Origin of the sequence: Novosphingobium sp. FSW06-99, assembly GCF_001519065.1 — a bacterium.
GTDB lineage: Bacteria > Pseudomonadota > Alphaproteobacteria > Sphingomonadales > Sphingomonadaceae > Novosphingobium.
The window spans coordinates 11,705-30,025 of the sequence record NZ_KQ954257.1; the positions used below are offsets into that span (position 1 = coordinate 11,705).

General features: G+C 62.6%; 16 protein-coding genes. 11 read left to right on the forward strand and 5 right to left on the reverse strand.

All coding sequences use genetic code 11. The features are described from left to right. Positions 1–194 precede the first annotated feature (194 nt). Complete coding sequence (clpA, locus tag AQZ49_RS12600; RefSeq protein WP_067616173.1) at positions 195–2,549, forward strand: ATP-dependent Clp protease ATP-binding subunit ClpA; 2,355 nt, start codon at positions 195–197, stop codon at positions 2,547–2,549. A gap of 210 nt (positions 2,550–2,759) precedes the next feature. Here clpA and AQZ49_RS12605 read toward each other — a convergent pair whose 3' ends face one another. The 3 genes from AQZ49_RS12605 to AQZ49_RS12615 form a co-directional block, all read right to left on the reverse strand. After that, complete coding sequence (locus AQZ49_RS12605) at positions 2,760–3,818, reverse strand: ribonucleotide-diphosphate reductase subunit beta (RefSeq protein ID WP_067616175.1); 1,059 nt, start codon at positions 3,816–3,818, stop codon at positions 2,760–2,762. Between the two features lie 125 nt (positions 3,819–3,943). Further along, positions 3,944–4,327: a PepSY-associated TM helix domain-containing protein gene (locus AQZ49_RS12610; protein WP_067616177.1), complete on the reverse strand. Its 384-nt coding sequence runs from the start codon at positions 4,325–4,327 to the stop codon at positions 3,944–3,946. Between the two features lie 210 nt (positions 4,328–4,537). Further along, positions 4,538–6,565 (reverse strand): ribonucleoside-diphosphate reductase subunit alpha, encoded by a 2,028-nt coding sequence (locus tag AQZ49_RS12615; RefSeq protein WP_067616179.1) that lies wholly within the window; start codon positions 6,563–6,565, stop codon positions 4,538–4,540. Positions 6,566–7,117: 552 nt separating this feature from the next. Here AQZ49_RS12615 and AQZ49_RS12620 point away from each other — a divergent pair. Then, positions 7,118–7,348, forward strand: coding sequence for a GlsB/YeaQ/YmgE family stress response membrane protein (locus AQZ49_RS12620; protein WP_369819124.1), 231 nt, complete (start codon positions 7,118–7,120; stop codon positions 7,346–7,348). Positions 7,349–7,465: 117 nt separating this feature from the next. On the opposite strand, the gene nadB is transcribed toward AQZ49_RS12620, so the two are convergent. Next, a complete protein-coding gene (gene nadB, locus AQZ49_RS12625; protein WP_067616181.1) occupies positions 7,466–9,097 on the reverse strand; it encodes an L-aspartate oxidase in 1,632 nt (543 codons plus the stop codon). Between the two features lie 187 nt (positions 9,098–9,284). On the opposite strand from nadB, the gene AQZ49_RS12630 reads away from it, so the two are divergent. Beyond that, on the forward strand, positions 9,285–9,482 hold the full coding sequence (locus AQZ49_RS12630; protein ID WP_156428287.1) for a hypothetical protein: 198 nt from the start codon (positions 9,285–9,287) through the stop codon (positions 9,480–9,482). Between the two features lie 24 nt (positions 9,483–9,506). Here AQZ49_RS12630 and AQZ49_RS12635 read toward each other — a convergent pair whose 3' ends face one another. After that, entirely contained in the window at positions 9,507–10,472 is a 966-nt protein-coding gene (locus AQZ49_RS12635; RefSeq protein WP_067616185.1) for an ABC transporter ATP-binding protein, read from the reverse strand. 96 nt (positions 10,473–10,568) lie between these two features. Between AQZ49_RS12635 and AQZ49_RS12640 the strand changes: the two genes are divergently transcribed. The 8 genes from AQZ49_RS12640 to AQZ49_RS12675 all read left to right on the forward strand — a co-directional run bounded on the left by AQZ49_RS12640 (position 10,569) and on the right by AQZ49_RS12675 (position 18,320). Continuing rightward, the gene (locus AQZ49_RS12640) at positions 10,569–10,790 is read left to right on the forward strand and encodes a zinc-finger domain-containing protein (protein WP_067616187.1); all 222 of its coding nucleotides are present in this window, start codon (positions 10,569–10,571) and stop codon (positions 10,788–10,790) included. Between the two features lie 45 nt (positions 10,791–10,835). Then, entirely contained in the window at positions 10,836–12,278 is a 1,443-nt protein-coding gene (tldD, locus tag AQZ49_RS12645) for a metalloprotease TldD (RefSeq protein ID WP_067616189.1), read from the forward strand. 51 nt (positions 12,279–12,329) lie between these two features. Continuing rightward, on the forward strand, positions 12,330–12,752 hold the full coding sequence (locus AQZ49_RS12650) for a hypothetical protein (RefSeq protein ID WP_231739217.1): 423 nt from the start codon (positions 12,330–12,332) through the stop codon (positions 12,750–12,752). A 43-nt stretch (positions 12,753–12,795) separates the two neighbouring features. Then, the gene (locus AQZ49_RS12655) at positions 12,796–13,326 is read left to right on the forward strand and encodes a GNAT family N-acetyltransferase (RefSeq protein WP_067616191.1); all 531 of its coding nucleotides are present in this window, start codon (positions 12,796–12,798) and stop codon (positions 13,324–13,326) included. Beyond that, positions 13,326–13,775, forward strand: coding sequence for a TlpA family protein disulfide reductase (locus AQZ49_RS12660; protein ID WP_067616194.1), 450 nt, complete (start codon positions 13,326–13,328; stop codon positions 13,773–13,775). Before AQZ49_RS12655 ends, AQZ49_RS12660 begins: the two co-directional genes overlap by 1 nt. Before the next feature lie 157 nt (positions 13,776–13,932). Further along, on the forward strand, positions 13,933–14,631 hold the full coding sequence (locus AQZ49_RS12665) for a PilZ domain-containing protein (protein WP_082701754.1): 699 nt from the start codon (positions 13,933–13,935) through the stop codon (positions 14,629–14,631). Positions 14,632–14,768: 137 nt separating this feature from the next. Next, on the forward strand, positions 14,769–16,382 hold the full coding sequence (locus tag AQZ49_RS12670) for an NAD(P)/FAD-dependent oxidoreductase (protein WP_067616197.1): 1,614 nt from the start codon (positions 14,769–14,771) through the stop codon (positions 16,380–16,382). 108 nt (positions 16,383–16,490) lie between these two features. After that, on the forward strand, positions 16,491–18,320 hold the full coding sequence (locus AQZ49_RS12675; RefSeq protein WP_067616199.1) for a hypothetical protein: 1,830 nt from the start codon (positions 16,491–16,493) through the stop codon (positions 18,318–18,320). Position 18,321 lies beyond the last annotated feature (1 nt).

An 18,321-nucleotide genomic window follows, 5' to 3' on the forward strand; every position in this document is an offset into this window, starting at 1 on the left:
GTTTTGCGAACGCACGCCGCGTGTCGCGACGTGACCCATTCTGCCGCTGCCCGCCGATACGGGCACTATCGCGCAGATCGTGGTTTAGCCCCGGTTAATACCCGTGGCCTAGACCATGATGTGCAATTGTCCCCACCGGGATTCCACCCGGCAGCCGGTCTTTGTGGCCGGATGCCTGTCTGAAGAGCGCGCCCATGCCCAGTTTTGCCCAAAGCCTTGAAAAGACGCTCCACGCTGCGCTCGCCAATGCTTCGGAGCGCAGCCACGAATATGCCACGCTCGAGCACTTGTTGCTGGCGCTGATCGACGATCCCGACGCCAGCCAGGTCATGCAGGCCTGCGGGGTCGATCTGGGCGATCTCGGCGATGTCGTGCGCCAGTATCTCGATCAGGAATACCAGTCGCTGAAAACGCAGGACAAGGCCGATCCGCAACCCACCGCCGGGTTCCAGCGGGTGATCCAGCGCGCGATCCTGCACGTGCAATCGTCGGGCAAGGATACCGTGACCGGCGCCAACGTGCTGGTTGCGCTGTTTTCCGAGCGCGATTCCTATGCGGTCTATTTCCTGCAGCAGCAGGACATGAGCCGGCTCGACGCGGTCAGCTATATCAGCCACGGCATCGGCAAGGGCGGTCGCCAGGTCGACAGCCGCACCCCCAAGGGTGCCGAGGAGGAAGCTCCCAAACCCGAGGAAAAGCAGGAAGCCAAGAGCAACAAGAAGGATTCCGCGCTCGACCAGTTCTGCGTCAATCTCAACGAAAAGGCGCTGCTGGGCAAAGTCGATCCGCTGATCGGGCGCGGGCCCGAAGTTGATCGCACGATCCAGATCCTGTGCCGCCGGTCCAAGAACAACCCGCTCTATGTGGGCGATCCCGGCGTCGGCAAGACCGCGATCGCCGAAGGTCTGGCGCGCAAGATCGTCGAAGGCGAAGTGCCCGAGGTGCTGTCGCAGGCGGTGATCTATTCGCTCGACATGGGCAGCCTGCTGGCCGGCACGCGCTATCGCGGCGATTTCGAGGAACGCCTGAAACAGGTGGTGGGCGAACTGGAAAAGATGCCGCACGCGATCCTGTTCATCGATGAAATCCACACCGTGATCGGCGCGGGCGCGACCAGCGGCGGGGCGATGGATGCCTCGAACTTGCTCAAGCCGGCGCTGTCGAGCGGGGCGATCCGCTGCATCGGCTCGACCACCTACAAGGAATTCCGCAACCACTTTGAAAAGGATCGCGCGCTGCTGCGCCGGTTCCAGAAGATCGATGTCAACGAACCCAGCGTCGAAGACACCATCAAGATCCTCAAGGGCCTGCGCACCGCGTTCGAGGAACACCACAAGGTCAAATACACCCCCGATGCGATCAAGAGCGCGGTCGAGCTGTCGGCGCGCTATATCAACGACCGCAAATTGCCCGACAAGGCGATCGATGTGATCGACGAAGTCGGCGCGATGCAGATGCTGGTGCCGCCGTCAAAGCGCAAGAAGACGATCACCGCGCGCGAGATCGAACAGGTCATCGCGACGATGGCACGCATTCCGCCCAAATCGGTCAGTTCCGACGACAAGCGGGTGCTCGAACACCTCGACCGCGATCTGAAACGGCTGGTGTTCGGTCAGGACAAGGCGATCGAGGTGCTGTCGAGTGCCATGAAGCTGAGCCGTGCGGGCCTGCGCGACCCCGATAAGCCGATCGGTTCATTCCTGTTCTCCGGCCCGACCGGCGTCGGCAAGACCGAAGTGGCGCGCAGCCTGGCCCAGATCATGGGCATTCCGCTGCAACGCTTTGACATGTCCGAATATATGGAACGCCATTCGATCAGCCGCCTGATCGGTGCCCCTCCGGGCTATGTCGGGTTTGACCAGGGCGGGTTGCTGACCGACGCCATCGACCAGCAACCGCATTGCGTGCTGTTGCTCGATGAAATCGAAAAGGCGCATCCCGATCTGTTCAACATCCTGTTGCAGGTGATGGATAATGGCCGACTGACCGATCACCACGGCAAGACGGTCGATTTCCGCAATGTCGTGCTGATCATGACCACCAACGCGGGCGCGTCGGACATGACCCGCAACGGCATCGGGTTCGGCGATGTGTCCAAGGCCGATGCCGGGGACGAAGCGGTCAAGCGCCTGTTCACCCCGGAATTCCGCAACCGGCTCGATGCGATCGTGCCGTTCGGATATCTGCCGCCCGAAGTGGTCAGCCGCGTGGTCGACAAGTTCATCCTGCAGCTCGAACTGCAACTGGCCGACCAGAACGTGCATATCCAGTTCGACAGCGATGCCCGTGCCTGGCTGGCCAAGGCGGGGTATGACCGGCTCTATGGTGCGCGTCCGATGGGCCGCGTGATCCAGGAAAAGGTCAAGAAACCGCTCGCCGAGGAGTTGCTGTTCGGCAAACTGGCCAATGGCGGCGAAGTCCATGTCAGCCTGAAGGACGACGCCATGTCCTTCGAGCTGACCCCGGCCGCGCCCAAAGTGGTCAAGAAAAAGAGCCGCAAGGGCAAGGCCGACGGCACCGCACCCGCGCCGAATACCGACGAGGCGTAAAGGTCTGACTGAAAATTCGCGGAAGAGCGAATTTTGAAGACGATACCGGCCCGCTCCCCCACCCGACCACCCATAGGATACCTGTAATAGGGTGGTCGGGTGGGGGAGCGGGCCGGTACCGTCTTCAACGGCAGGGACACCTGCCGTTGACATAATAAAAGCCCGGTCTGCACCAGCAGACCGGGCCTTTTTTATGTCAACGCGGGACCGTTATTCGGCGGCGATCCCGGCGGCGTTGAACATGTCCAGCGACACTTCGCCGCTCAGTTCGGTATTGGCGGCAGCCTTGTTCGCCTTGCGCCGGCTGTCGAACGAGGACCACACTTCATTCCAATTGCCGCGCGTGGCGGCCTTGGAATATTCGGTCGCACGGGTTTCGAAGAAGTTGGCGTGTTCGACTCCGTTAAGCAGCGGGGCAAGCCACGGCAGCGGATGGTCTTCGATCATATAGATCGGCTGGAAGCCGAGCTGGCCCAGCCGCCAGTCGGCGATGTAGCGGATGTAACGCTTGATTTCCTTGGCCGACATGCCGGGTACGGGCCCCTGTTCGAACGCGAGGTCGATGAACGCGTCTTCCAGCCGGACGGTTTTCTGGCAGCAATCGATGATGTCTTCCTTGACCGCCTTGGTCAGGCAGCCGCGTTCCTGGACAAAAGCGTGGAACAGACGCGTGATGCCTTCGCAGTGCAGCGATTCATCGCGCACCGACCAGGTGACGATCTGGCCCATGCCCTTCATCTTGTTGAAGCGGGGGAAGTTCATCAGCATGGCGAACGATGCGAACAGTTGCAGCCCCTCGGTAAACCCGCCGAACATCGCCAGGGTGCGGGCAATGTCTTCATCGGTATCGACGCCGAACTGTTGCAGGTAATCGTGCTTGGCCTTCATTTCCTCGTATTCGAGGAACATGCCATATTCGCTTTCGGGCATGCCGATGGTGTCGAGCAAGTGCGAATAGGCCGCGATGTGGACGGTTTCCATGTTGGAAAACGCGGCCAGCATCATCTTGATTTCGGTCGGTTTGAACACCCGGCCATATTTTTCGTGATAGCAGTCCTGCACCTCGACATCGGCCTGGGTGAAGAAGCGAAATATCTGCGTCAGCAGGTTGCGTTCGTGTTCGCTGATGTTCTGCGCCCAGTCACGGCAATCTTCGCCCAACGGCACTTCCTCGGGCATCCAGTGGACCTGCTGCTGCCGTTTCCAGAACTCGTATGCCCACGGATATTCAAACGGCTTGTAGGTCTTGCGGGCTTCGAGAAGGGACATGGCGGGGTACTCCGAAGAAAAGAATATCGTGCAAGGGGTTCGCTGTGGGCGAAAACGGCAATGCCCGGCGGACCCATCGGGTCTGCCGGGTGTGAATCATGAATCCGGGACCGCGCAGCGTGGGGCTATTTCCAGAACCAGCGCGGCGTCTGGTTGCGCCGGTGACGGTGGCGCCACATCTGGATGTAGAGCCACAGGCCCGAAAAGCTGAAGAACACCATTGCGAAACCGGACAAGGTGGCCACCGCCACGCCCAGCGGGCCAAAGCTTTCGCCCGAGTGGAGATGGTGCAAAAACCCGACCAGTGCGCGTGGATCGCCCGGTTTTGGCTTGGGACGGCAGAGATAGTCTGGCGGACAGACGAAGGCCGGTGGCGATCCTGCCGCGGGCGCGCGATGCGCCTCGCGCGGCCCCAGCAAGGGCACGATCTGGCTGAGCACACCGGTCACGGCGATCCACAGGAGAAACACGGAAAAGAATGCCGAAAGCCAGCGGTGCCACTTGCGCATGCGAGTCTCTTGCCTTTTGATATTGCGAATTGGTCGCAATAATAACTGGACAAGCAGACGACGGCAAGCGGACAAACGTCGCGACGCGTAATGGACCCTTGGCCATGGCATGAAATGGACGGATCACGGCGACGCCTCGATAGAGCAGACAATGAAACCACGGACCGGGTAAAGCCGGGCACGCTTGCGCACCCGGCCACCGGCCTGCCCTTACTGGCAGGCCAGGCATTCCTCGTAATCGGTCTGTTGCAGTTCGATCACGGGCGCATCGGCGGTGTTGTCGGCTTCGACCCCACCGGCGAACCCGGCGCGCTGCACCGATTTCGAGCGGAGGTAATAGAGCGATTTGATGCCTTTTTCCCATGCCTGATAGTGCAACATCAGCAAGTCCCACTTGTCGACATCGGCGGGAATATAGAGGTTCAGCGACTGGGCCTGGTCGATATAGGGCGTGCGATCGGCCGCGAATTCGAGCAGCCAGCGCTGATCGATTTCAAAGCTGGTCTTGTAGACGCCCTTTTCCTCAGGAGACAGAAAATCGAGGTGCTGCACCGAACCGTTGTGTTCAAGGATCGAGTTCCACACATTGGTGGAATCCTTTGATTTCGATTGCAGCAGCTTTTCGAGATAGGGGTTCTTCACCACAAACGAGCCGGACAGCGTCTTGTGGGTATAGATGTTGGCCGGGATCGGCTCGATACAGGCCGAGGTGCCGCCGCAGATGATCGAGATCGAGGCGGTCGGCGCGATCGCCATCTTGCACGAAAAGCGCTGCATCGCGCCCATGTCGGCGGCATCGGGGCAGGGCCCGCGTTCCTGCGCCAACAGCAGCGAGGCTTCATCGGCGCGCGAGGCGATGTGGCGGAACATTTTCAGGTTCCACGCCTTGGCCATCGCGCTTTCGAAGGCGATGCCCTTTTTCTGCAGGAACGAGTGGAAACCCATCACCCCCATGCCGACCGAGCGTTCACGCGCGGCGGAATATTTGGCACGGGCCATTTCGTCTGGCGCGCGTTCGATGAAATCCTGCAGCACGTTGTCGAGGAACCGCAGCACGTCTTCGACGAAGCGCTTGTCTTCGTGCCATTCGTCCCAGGTTTCGAGATTGAGCGACGACAGGCAGCATACCGCGGTGCGATCGTTGCCAAGGTGGTCGCGCCCGGTGGGCAGGGTGATTTCCGAACACAAGTTCGAGGTCGAGACCTTGAGCCCCAGATCGCGGTGATGCTTGGGCATCATGCGGTTCACCGTGTCGGAAAACACGATATAGGGCTCACCGGTGGCCAGACGCACTTCGACCAGTTTCTGGAACAGCGCGCGGGCATCGACTTTGCCGCGCACGGCGCCGTCCTTGGGGCTTTTCAGTTCGAATTCGCGCCCGTCGCGCACCGCTTCCATGAAATCGTCGGTCAACAGCACGCCGTGGTGCAGATTGAGCGCCTTGCGGTTGAAATCGCCGCTGGGTTTGCGGATTTCGAGGAATTCCTCGATTTCGGGGTGCGACACGTCAAGATAGCAGGCCGCCGAGCCACGACGCAGCGAACCTTGCGAGATCGCCAGCGTCAGGCTGTCCATCACGCGCACAAACGGAATGATGCCGCTGGTCTTGCCATTCAGGCCGACGTTTTCGCCGATGCCGCGCACTTTGCCCCAATACGTGCCGATGCCGCCGCCGCGCGCGGCCAGCCAGACATTTTCGTTCCAGGTGGCCACAATGCCTTCGAGGCTGTCTTCGACCGAATTGAGATAGCACGAGATCGGCAGGCCGCGACCGGTGCCGCCGTTGGACAGGACCGGGGTGGCGGGCATGAACCACAGGCGGGAAATATAATCATAGAGCCGCTGGGCATGGCCGGCATCGTCGGCATAGGCGGCGGCAACCCGCGCGAACAGATCCTGGTAGCTTTCGCCGGGCAACAGATAGCGATCGTCGAGCGTGTCCTTGCCGAACACGGTCAACAGCGCATCGCGCGCAGGGTCGGTGGTGATCGCAAAGCGGCGTGCGTGCACCGCCTTGGAATCCTCTTCTTCACGCGGACGCGTCGCAGCCGCCAGCGCAGAGGCCACCAGCGCCTCGGCCGCAAGATCCTTCGTCATAAAGCCCAGAGCCTTTTCCGTGCCTGATTGCGCCGCATCCGCATGGCCTGCACGGTCATCGCCTGGACGATGATCTTCGAGGCCCAGCCCGCCCTGGGCCCCGTCTTGCGCCGCTGCGTCGTCACCAGTCCTGAAATCCACGCCAAAATCCCCGAATATGCTGTTGCCAGACCCCCGTGCAGGACCCTGGCGGATTCAAAATTGCGACTCACTGGCCGGGTCCGAATGCGTACCACAATTCGGAACAAACCATGAATAAATTTGCCGGTCAGGCACCCGCCAGAGCCAAGTCAACACATCCCCCCGGCGCCAGCACGGACGTGCCATCGCCGTTTCGTGACACAGACTGTCACGACAAGGCTGTAACTAGGTCTTGAGGTCCCCGGCCAATGCAACCACTACCTATAGTGCCTCAACCAGATTCCGAGACAAGAGGGTAAAGCGCCTAACCCCGATTCGGTTCGTCGCACGCACGATTCGTTTCATCGCGATGACAGTCGTTGTGCAGTGCAGCGACGCGCGGGCCGAGCGGCAGTTCAAGCACCAATCGCAGGCCGGATGACAAAATTTCGGGTGCCCGAACGAAACTGTGGACAAGGAGCCTGTCCAGACCCACCTGTTCGCTTATCCACCGTCGCTGTTGCTGCGGGGATTCGCTTGGGGGGCAAAGGCGCGGTGTTCAATCTGTTATCGATGATTTTGGGCGGCCTGATCACCGGGCTGGTGGCACGCTGGCTCTATCCGGCCAGCCTGCATATGGGGTTGGGCAAGACGATCCTGCTAGGCATCGGCGGGTCGCTGGTCGCGGGGCTGGCGGCAAGCTGGCGTGACGGGCGCCCGTGGGGCGAAGGCGTCAGCCGCGCCGGGTGCATCGCCTCGGTGCTGGGCGCCATGCTGCTGATCTTTATCGCGCGGCATTTTTGATGGTGTCGCGCTGACGCGCGACGCAGACCCCCCGCCCCGCCTCCCTACCCGACCACCATACCATAATGGTAATCTTGGTGGTCGGGTAGGGAGGCGGGGCGGGGGGTCTGCGCGTTCCTAGGGAACCAAAACCGTATCCCGCGCGGCGGGGTGGGTGGCCGGGTAGTCCTGGTTGTAATGCAGGCCGCGGCTTTCGCGGCGGGCGCGCGCGCTTTTCACGATCAGTTCGGCGGTCTGGAGCAGATTGCGCAGTTCGATCAGGTCGGCGGTTACCCGGAAGTGGTCGTAATATTCGTTCACTTCGCCCTTGAGCAGCTTGATGCGGTGCGCTGCGCGCTCCAGCCGCTTGTTGGTGCGTACGATGCCGACATAATTCCACATGAAGCGGCGCAGTTCGGTCCAGTTCTGCTTGATCACCACTTCCTCGTCTGAATCGGTCACGCGGCTTTCATCCCAGGCACGAATCGCGGGCACCGGGGGAAATTCGTCCCACCGCGCCAAAATGTCGTGCGCGGCGGCATCGCCGAACACAAAGCATTCGAGCAGGCTGTTCGAGGCCAGCCGGTTGGCGCCGTGCAGCCCGCTTTCCGAACATTCGCCCACCGCATAGAGCCCGGCCAGGTCGGTGCGCCCGGCCAGGTCGATCAGCACACCGCCGCAGGTATAGTGCTGCGCCGGAACCACCGGGATCGGCTGGCGGGTCATGTCGATGCCCAGCGCCAGCAACCGTTCGTGGATATTGGGGAAGTGGCCGCGGACAAAGTCCGGGTCCATGTGGCTGATGTCGAGATGGACATAGTCCAGCCCCAGCCGCTTGATCTCGTGATCGATCGCGCGCGCGACAATGTCGCGCGGCGCCAGTTCGGCCCGCGGGTCAAACCGGGGCATGAAACGTTCGCCGGTGGTCGGCAGCAGCAAGTGCCCGCCTTCGCCGCGCACCGCCTCGGTGATCAGCAGGTTCTTGACGTCGAGGTTGTAAAGGCAGGTCGGGTGGAACTGCATGAATTCCATGTTCGACACCCGCGCACCCGCGCGCCAGGCCATGGCAATGCCATCGCCCGTGGCACCGCGCGGCGCGGTGCTGAACAGATACGTGCGCCCAGCCCCGCCGGTTGCCAGAATGGTGCTGCGCGCAACATGGCATTCGACTTTGCCGCTTTGCGCATCGAGCGCATAGACGCCCCAGACGCGGCGCCCGGCCCCGCCGCGTGACTTGCCCGGTTCATCCTGGCTGTCGGCGCGATGGCGGTCGGTCACCAGATCGATCGCGACGCTGTGCGGGCGCAAGGTGATATTGGGATGATCATGCGCCGCCTTGATCAGCGCCTGTTGCACGGCAAAGCCAGTGGCATCATCGACATGGACGATCCGGCGGTGCGAATGCCCGCCTTCGCGCGTCAGATGCAACGCGCCCGCCTCGGCGTTGAACGGAACCCCCAGTTCGACCAGCCGGCTGATCGCCTGTGGCGCATGCTCCACCACGAATTCGACGGCTTCGCGTCGGTTGAGCCCGGCGCCTGCGATCATCGTGTCGCGAATGTGATCCTCGAAGGTGTCGCCATCGTCGAGCACGGCGGCGATGCCGCCCTGGGCCCAGGCGGTCGATCCTGCATCGAGCGCGCCTTTGGCCAGCACCAGCACCTTCAGCCGCTCCGCCAGCACCAGCGCGGCGGTCAACCCCGCCGCGCCCGATCCGATGATCAATACGTCATGCTGCGTCAAATCTGTCTGATCCTGATCCTGGGGCAATCGAACGGTGCCCCGCGTACCCCATCCTGAAAAAAAATGGGAACCGGTTTTTCCCGCCCACCCGTGCAAAATGCATGTTTGGTTGAATTGACATCTGCTGAACGGAGCCTGACCGACGAAATTTGCACTCGCCTTCGCAAGTGCGGGATGGTAGGTAGAAACACATAAGTTTCTCGAGTGAATTCATTTGGACGATCCCATGCACTTCGGCCGTCTTTCCTGCCTGTTCAATTCTCACAAGCCGAACCGGCGCTCGGTGAAATGGACCGGCCTGAGCTATGAAGGCAACTGCCGTTCCTGCGGTCGGCTGATCGCCCGGGCCCACGCGGGAAAGTGGCGCCGCATCGCGAAATCGGATCTGGAAACCGTCGACTCGACTGGTTAACGCGATTTAATCATTCGACTTTGCTTAAATTATGGCATTATCACCGTTATCACTGGCGCTGGTCAGAGCAACAAACACGTCTTCAAGATCAGCTTCGCGCGTGGTAACATCGACAATGCCCCAGCCCAACGCCTGAACTTTGGCCATGACTTCGCCGGCGTTGGTCAGATCCTTGTCATAAGAAATTTCTATTTGCCGTTCCGCGACCAGCGTGCTGCGCCGGAACAGGTCATGCTGCGGCGCAGCATCAATCGCCCGATCGAGCGTCAGCACGACGACTTTTTCGCGCGCCATGTCGACCAGGTCCCGCGTCGGCTGGTCGGTGATCACCCGGCCATGGTTAATGATGGCAATGCGGTCGCACAGCTCTTCGGCTTCTTCCAGGTAATGCGTCGTCAGCACCACCGTCACCCCGTCGGCGTTGAGCTGGCGCACCAGATCCCACAACTGGCGGCGCAATTCGACATCGACCCCGGCGGTCGGTTCGTCGAGCACCAGCACTGGCGGTGAATGCACCATCGCCTTGGCAATCAGCAACCGCCGCCGCATCCCGCCCGACAACGAGCGCGCATGGGCATGCGCCTTGTCGGCCAGATGCACCGCCTCAAGCAGTTCCATCGAGCGGCGACGCGATTTTGGCACGCCATAGAGCCCGGCCTGGATTTCCAGCACTTCGAGCGGCGTGAAGAACGGGTCGAACACCACTTCTTGTGGTACGATGCCGATCGACGCCTTGGCATTGCGTCGATCATGATCGATGTCGTGGCCCCAGATCGCAACCGTGCCCGATGTCTTGACGACCATCCCGGCGAGCGTGTTGATCAGCGTTGATTTGCCGGCGCCGTTGGGGCCCAGCAGACCGAACACCTGCCCGCGCGGCACGTCGAGGCTGACCCCGGCGAGCGCCAGCTTTCCTTCACCCTGGCCTTTGCCGGCCGGGGCATAGCGTTTGACAAGATTGCGGATTGAGATGGCGGGGATCGATTCCATGACACCCTCCCTGCCGTGTCGCATCCCCGGCGTAAAGGCCCAACAAGGGTTTGCAGCCGCTTGTCGGCGGTCGCTGCGTTTGCTAGCGCAAAGGCCATGAGCAACGCCCCTGAAACCAGCTATACCCCTTCTGCCAAAGTCTGGTGCGACGGCGCCGGACAGATCCGCTCGACCGGCGGCTTTGCGCCATCCGCGCTGGGCCATCCACGCGTCTGGCTCGAAATCGACGAGAAGGGCTATGCCGATTGCGGCTATTGCGACCGGCGGTTCATCCTCGAAGGTGGCCCGGCAGACGAGCGCAACAGCGCGGCGGCCTGAATTCCCGCATGGCAAGCGGGGCAATCCCGTCCTATATGCCATGCCATGACCGCACCACACGATCCCCGCTCGCTGCTCTATCGCCCCGGCCTGCTGACCCCAGATGACGCCCGCCGCCTGACCGCGGATGCGCTGGGCCAATGCGACGATGGCGAGCTCTATTTGCAATTCATCGCCAGCGAGAGCTTCGGGTTTGACGACGGACGGCTGAAAACCGCCGATTATTCGCGCGATTCCGGGTTCGGACTGCGCGGTGTTTCTGGCGAAATGACCGGTTTTGCCCACGCCAACGAAATTTCCGCCGCCGCGATCGCGCGCGCAGGCGAAACGCTTAAACTACTCGACCCGGCCCGCGCCGCCCCGGCAGCGCCGCCGCGCGCCAGCAATCGCCATCTCTATACCGATGCCTCGCCGCTCGACGCCGTGCCGTTCGAGGCCAAAGTGCGCCTGCTTGAATCGATCGATGCCGCCGCGCGGGCGCGCGATCCGCGCGTGGTGCAAGTGTCCGCCTCGCTCGCCGGAAGCTGGTCGGTGGTCGAGATCGTGCGCGCCGACGGGTTTGTCGCGCATGACATCCGTCCGCTGGTGCGCCTCAATGTCGGCATCGTGGTCGAACATGCAGGGCGCCGCGAAACCGGCAATTTCGGCCTGGGCGGCCGCCGCCTCTATGACGATCTGTTCCTGCCCGAAACATGGAACCGCGCGATCGACAGCGCGCTGGCACAGGCGCTCGTCAATCTGGAGGCGGTCGCCGCTCCGGCTGGCGAAATGACCGTGCTGGTCGGCCCCGGCTGGCCCGGCGTGCTGTTGCATGAAGCGGTCGGCCACGGGCTCGAAGGCGATTTCAACCGCAAGGGCACCAGCGCCTTTTCGGGCCGTATCGGCCAGCGCGTGGCGGCCCCCGGCGTGACCGTGGTCGACGACGGCACCCTGAGCGGCACAGTCGGCGGCGGGCGGCGCGGGTCGTTGTCGATCGACGATGAAGGCACCCCGACGCAGGAAAACGTGCTGATCGAAGACGGCATTCTCAAGGGCTATATGCAGGACCGGCTCAACGCCCGGCTGATGGGGGTTGCCCCGACCGGCAACGGTCGCCGCGAAAACTATGCCCATGCGCCGATGCCGCGCATGACCAACACGTTCATGCGTGCGGGCAACGACGATCCCGCCGAGTTGCTGTCGCGCGTGAAGAACGGCATTTTTGCCAAATCGTTCGGCGGCGGGCAGGTCGATATCACCAGCGGCAAGTTCGTGTTCAGTTGCACAGAAGCCTATGTGGTCAAGGATGGCCGGATCGGCGCACCGATCAAGGGTGCCACGCTGATCGGCGACGGCCCCACCGTGCTGACGCGGGTCAGCGGGATCGGCAACGACATGGCGATCGACGAAGGCGTGGGGATCTGTGGCAAGGGTGGCCAGAGCGTGCCCGCCGGGGTTGGTCAGCCGACGCTGCTGATCGACGGGCTGACCGTGGGCGGGACAGGTTAGGTTCAGGTCCGGCGTGCGACCGTTCGCTGTTGCTTGCAAGGGATGCGCGCCATGATTCGCAACTATCACATGCTGACGCTGGGGTGTGTCGTGGCGATTCTGGCCGGTGCGGTGGTCGCCGATGCGCGCCCCCGGCTGACCGGCGAGCAGGAACTGGCCGAGATGCTGAAGGATCGCGTGCCGGGCAAACCGGTGGATTGCATCGATCTGCCGATGGTCAGTTCGTCGACCGTGATCGACAAGACCGCGATCGTCTATCAGTTGGGATCGACCTATTACGTGCAGCGCCCGGTCGATGGCGCCGACCAGCTTGATCGCGACGATATTCTGGTCACACGCCTCACCACGTCGGATTTGTGCAGCATCGACACGGTGCAATTGCACGATCGTGCGTCGGGCATCTGGCGCGGGTTCGTCAGTCTCGACAAATTTGTGCCCTATACGCGGCCCCGCACAGTCAATCCGGCCAAATAAGCGGCGCTTGGCAAGCGCCCGCTTCGGCCGCTAAGGCCGGGGCATGACCTTGCGCCTTGCCACCCCCAACGACATCGACGCGCTGGCCGAACTCGGCCGCCGCGCTTTTGTGGTCAAATTCGGCCACTTGTACAGCCGCGCCAATCTCGACGCCTTTCTCGATGCCAGTCACAGCCCCGGCACAGTGGCCCGCGAACTGGCCGATCCGGGCATGGCCGTGGCGGTCATCGAAAGCGGGGGCGCGATCGCGGCGTTCTGCAAGATCGTCCATGTCAGCACGCTTCCCCGTCACAGCGAGGCCAGGGCCCCGTTCGAGCTGAAACAGCTCTATACCGATCCCGATCTGGTTGGACGCGGGCTGGGCGCACGGCTGATGGAATGGGCGATCGATCAGGCCCGTCGGCGCGGTGCCGATGAACTGCAACTGTCGGTCTATGCCGACAACCCCGAGGCCCAGCGGTTCTATGCCCGCTATGGATTGGTCAAGATTGCCGACATCACGTTTGCCGTCGGCGATCACGTCGATCCCGAAATCCTGATGGCTGTCAGGCTATCCCCGCAGGAGCATGCGTGATGACCGTTCGATTGCTGGCCGCGCTGATGCTCGCCACGCTGGCGCCAACCGCTGTACGGGCCGACCCGGCCGCGCTGGATCTGACGAAATATCGCGGCAAAGTCGTGATGGTCGATTTCTGGGCGTCGTGGTGCGGCCCGTGCAAGCAGGCATTTCCTTTCATGGCGCAACTGGCGCGCCATTATCCTTCGGGCGATCTGGTGGTGATCACCGTCAATGAAGAGCGCCAACGCGCTGCAGGAGAAGTGTTTTTGCGCCAGGTCCGATCGAATCTGCCGGTCATCTGGGACGCCGAGGGCGCAATCGGCAAAACCTGGACGGTAAACGAAATGCCGACCACGCTGCTGTTCGACCGCAAGGGCAAAATGCGATTTCGCCATCAGGGTTTTGTTCCCGCCAACTCTGGCGAATACCAGGCCCAACTTGACGCTCTGATCAAGGAACACTGACGAGACCCGGCAAACATGACAAAAATTCTGTCAACACCTTGGTAACTTCATGGCAAGGATACGCGTTTTATACTAAGTATCTAAGCGTATGTGCTGAAACTCCGCTGCGGGATTCGAACCCCGTCGGATGCAATCCAAGAGGGTGGCAGATTTGTCCATGCACAGTGAGGGCCAGGAACCTCCGGGCGGGTCGGATCCATCCGGCTCGCCTCGACCCGACTCGCCCCCATCCGATTCGCATGGCCTGTCGCATGCCGGTGCCGAACAGCGCGGCGCGCCCCGGTTTGCGTTGCTGTTGCGCGTGGCCAAGCTGGTGGTCGACGGCCGCGAACGGTTTTGCGTTATTCGCGACGCCTCTGCCACCGGTCTGAAAGTGCGCCTGTTTGCACCCCTGCCGCATCCTGCCGCGCTGTGGGTAGAATTGGCCAATGGCGATCGCCATCGCGTCGAATGCATGTGGACCGCCAGCGATCACGCGGGCTTGCGCTTTGTCGAACCGATCCAACTCGACCACTTGCTCGATGAAGCACGCAGTACCGGCAAGCGGCGGCATGTCCGGCTGCGCATGACGCTCGATGGCGTATTGCATTCGGGCCACACGGCGGTGCCGGTGATCGTGCGCGACATTTCCCAACAAGGTGCCGGGCTGGAAAGCCAGAAATGGTTGTTGATCAACGAACTGGTCCGCATCGAATTGCCCGTCTTGCCCGCGATCTATGCCAAAGTGCGCTGGCGCGACCACCCGCACTATGGCGTCATCTTCGAACAGATCTTCCAACTGGAAGACCTGGCCCGGCGCTGCGCTGGGCTGCCCGCGCCGCTCGATCACGGCCGCGACAGCGGCAACGGCGCGTGATGGCCATGCGGGCCGAAGCCTGTGGAGATTAACATTCGCGCCAGCATTTTTCGCAAATCCACACCGCAGCGTTAACCATCCTTTATCCAATTTCGTTCACCTCCCTTGACAGCAACTCTCGGTGCAAGGGGCAAGGGATGACAAGCGCAGTCGACACGCAGGCGGACAACGGCGCCGTGCAAGCGCAATACGATGTGGATGTGGCAATCATCGGCGCTGGGCCGGCTGGATTGACTGCGGGCTATCTGCTGTCGCGTCAGGGCTACAAAGTCGCGATCATCGAAAAAGACCAGACTTACGTCGGCGGGATCAGCCGCACGGTGGAACACGAAGGCTATCGCTTCGACATCGGCGGGCACCGGTTCTTTTCCAAGAGCCAGGCAGTGGTCGATCTGTGGAACGAGATCCTGCCCGACGATTTCATCCAGCGCCCGCGGATGAGCCGGATCTACTACGAAGGCAAATTCTACAGCTATCCGCTGCGCGCGTTTGAAGCGCTGGGCAATCTGGGCATCATGCGCTCCACCGCCTGCATGGCCAGCTATGTCTGGTCGCGCTTTTTCCCGATCAAGGAGGTCAGGAGCTTCGAGGACTGGACCAGTAACCAGTTCGGCAAAAAGCTCTATTCGATCTTCTTCAAGACCTACACCGAAAAGGTGTGGGGCATGCCCTGCGACGAAATGAGCGCCGACTGGGCCGCGCAGCGGATCAAGGGTCTGTCGCTCGGCGCCGCCGTGCTCGACGGGCTGAAGCGCAGCCTGGGGCTCAACAAGCGGCCCAACAACGGCATGCAGACCAAGACGCTGCTCGAAACGTTCCGCTATCCGCGCCTCGGGCCCGGCATGATGTGGGACGCCGCGCGCGACCGCATTGTCGAAGCGGGCAGCACGGTGCTGATGGGCCATGGCCTGAAGCAACTGGCCAGCGATGGCCAGGGCGGCTGGCGCATGACCGCGACCCGCGCCGAGGGCGGCGAAACGGTGATCCGCGCCGCGCATGCGATCAGTTCTGCGCCGATGCGCGAACTGGCCGCGCGCATCCATCCGTTGCCGCAGACCACGCTTGAAGCGAGCCGCCTGCGCTATCGCGATTTTCTGACCGTGGCGCTCAAGATCCGTTCGGAAGACCTGTTTCCCGACAACTGGATCTATATCCACGACAGCAAAGTGCGCGTCGGCCGTATCCAGAACTTCCGCTCGTGGTCACCCGAAATGGTGCCCGACGATGGGGTTGCCTGCGTCGGCCTGGAATATTTCTGCTTTGAAGGCGACGATCTGTGGGCATCGACCGACGATGCGTTGATCGAACTGGCCACGCGCGAAATGGCCATCCTGGGGCTGGTCCGCCCGGATCAGGTGATCGGCGGCGCGGTGGTGCGTCAGGAAAAGGCCTATCCGGTCTATGACGACGAATATGCCGCCAATGTTGCCGCCATGCGCGACGAACTGGAGGCCGCCTATCCGACCTTGCACATGGTCGGACGCAACGGCATGCACCGTTACAACAACCAGGACCACGCGATGATGACCGCGATGCTCAGCGTCGAAAACATCATCGCCGGTGAACGGGTCTATGACATCTGGTGCGTCAACGAAGATGCCGAATACCACGAAGCCGGCGATGAAGGCGAAACCAAGACGCTGCCCAACCGCCCTGGCCACCGTGACATCAGCGCCGATCAGCAGGCTGCACTCGATTCGGTACGCGCCGTTCCGGCGCGTGTTGCCAGGGCCAACCGCATCGCGGCCTGACGCCACCCTACAGAGCCGCCGCCCCAACCGGGTCGGCGGCTCTATCGGCATCCGATTTGACGCGTTACGGGTTCACCGGACGCCGCGCAGGAAAATGGCATTCCGCTGATGATCGACCTTGCGATCCCCCATTCTTCTTCGGTCGCCGACAGCCGGGCGCCCAATCCGGCCAGTGCCGGGCCGGGCGCTTCATGGCGTGTGCGCGTGGTGACCATGTGGCTGGTGCTGGTGATCATTCTGCTGATCGCCACATCGCAACAGATCGCCGCCGTGCGCTTCAACGATCCCGACGATGCGCTGCGCCTGATGGAAGTGCGCGACTTGCTTGGCGGGCAAGGCTGGTTCGATTTGCACCAGTATCGCGTGGCCGCGCCCGAGGGCGTGCCGATGCACTGGTCGCGACTGGTCGATATCCCGCTGGCCGGCATGATCGCGATCCTGCGCCCGCTGCTGGGCGCACCGTTGGCCGAAATGGTCACGCTGATCACCGTTCCGCTGTTGACCCTGCTCGCCGCGCTGATGCTGGTCGGGCGGCTGACGGCAAAATTCTTCGATACCGAAACGGTCGGCATTGCCTGCCTGGTCATGGCCGTGGCCACGCCGCTGATTCTGCAGATGCTGCCAATGCGCATCGATCACCATGGCTGGCAGATCGTGCTGGCGCTGGCGGCGCTCAACGGACTGGCCGCGCGCCCGACGCGCGAAGGGGCGGTGCGTGGGGGGCTGGTGATCGGCCTGTCGCTCGCCGCGCTGCTGGCGATCTCGATCGAGGGTCTGCCGCTCACGGCGGTGTTCCTGGGCGTGCTCGCGCTGCGTGGCCTGACCGGGCGCGGTTTTGCAGGTTTTGCTGCGGCCAGCGCCGCGCTGGCGCTGTCGAGCGCGGCGATCTTTCTTGGCACGCGCGGGCTGGGCGATCTGACCACCCATTGCGACCAGATCTCGCCGATCCATCTGGCGCTGTTTTGCCTGGTTGCACTGGGCAGCGGCGCGATCGTCGCGGTGGCGCCGCGTCGCTGGCCGGTGGCGCTGGCCATGCTTGGCGCGACCGGCGCGGCCACACTGGGGCTCTATCTGGGGGTTGCCCCGCAATGCCGGGGCGGGGCGTTCGTCGCGCTCGATCCGATGATCCACAAATACTGGTACGAGAACATCGCCGAAGGCATGCCGTTCTGGCATTCGCCCCTGCCGGCCGCGATCGAAATGATCGGTGTGCCGCTGGTCGGGCTGTTTGCCATCGCGGTGCTGTGGCGCCATGCCAAAAGCGCCGAGGAACGCGCCTGGTGGTTCGATCATGCGCTGGTGCTGGCCGGTGCACTGTTGATCGGTGCGGCGCTGGCGCGCGCATCGGCCACAGCCTGCGGATTTGCCGTCATGCCCACGGCGGCGCTGGTGGTGCGCTATATCGTGGCCTTGCGCACGGTGTCGCCGCTGCGCCGCGTGGCCGGCTATCTGGGCATCCTGCTGCTGCTGATGCCGCCGCTGCCCGCGATTGCCTGGGCGCGGCTGGACGCGCTGCGCACCCACAGCAAGACCATTGCCGGGGTGCCGACGCCATCGCAGTGCCATTATCTGGTTGCGGCGCGCGCGCTCAACACGCTGCCGCCCACCGACATGTTCATGCCGCTCGACATCGGGCCCGACATTCTGGTGCGCACGCGCGAGCGCGCGGTGGCCACCGGCCACCATCGCGGCATCGCCGGAATGGACGATGTGATGAACGCGTTCCTCGGCACGCCCGATCAGGCCCATGCGATCATCACGCGGCGCCACGCCACGCTGATCGCGGTATGCCCCGACACTGCCGAGCCCGGAAATTACAAATTCTACGCGCCCAACGGGTTCATGGCGCAACTGTTGCGCGGCAAGACCCCGCCCTGGCTGGAACGGGTCGATCTGGCACCGGGCAGCAACATGCTGTTCTGGCGGGTAAAGGGGTAAT